The organism is Desulfosporosinus metallidurans, from assembly GCF_001936615.1.
Taxonomy (GTDB): Bacteria; Bacillota; Desulfitobacteriia; order Desulfitobacteriales; family Desulfitobacteriaceae; genus Desulfosporosinus; species Desulfosporosinus metallidurans.
Genome location: NZ_MLBF01000192.1, coordinates 1 through 521 on the forward strand (window position 1 = coordinate 1; position 521 = coordinate 521).

The 521-nt window shown below is 48.6% G+C and carries 2 tRNA genes; both read left to right on the forward strand.

Features of this window, described 5'->3' with window-relative positions:
* The first annotated feature begins 139 nt into the window (after positions 1–139).
* Positions 140–216: transfer RNA gene (locus tag DSOL_RS26330), tRNA-Ile, on the forward strand.
* A gap of 96 nt (positions 217–312) precedes the next feature.
* A tRNA-Ala gene (locus tag DSOL_RS26335) sits at positions 313–388 on the forward strand.
* The last annotated feature ends 133 nt before the right edge of the window (positions 389–521 follow it).

Consider the following 521-nt stretch of genomic DNA (forward strand, 5'->3'; position numbering starts at 1 on the left):
AAAAATTGAAGCAATTCGATTTAGAATGGAACCTCAGCAAAAAAATAAACGAGTTCGAAGACAAAGCAAGATGACGATTTATCTTAGCCTCAAGGCTAATTCACGTCGTGCATCGAAGCATGTTTTTGCACATCGAAATGGGCCTGTAGCTCAGTTGGTTAGAGCGCACGACTGATAATCGTGAGGTCGATGGTTCGAATCCATCTAGGCCCACCATTATAGAAGTCAGAGAACAGAGGTCGGATGTCAGAAATGACTTGCAAACTGGCTGTTGATCTGGAATCTGGCCTCTGCAATCCGATATATGAAGACGGGGGTTTAGCTCAGCTGGGAGAGCACCTGCCTTGCAAGCAGGGGGTCAGCGGTTCGATCCCGCTAACCTCCACCATTAATCTTCAGAGTATCAACGTAATGTTCTTTGGTCACCTCCCGCCATCACGGCATCTTGCCATCCCTGGCGATGCTCTAATCTCGAACGTCCTGTTCGAGTCATGGCTCCGGTGACACTCAGAGCGTCCTGC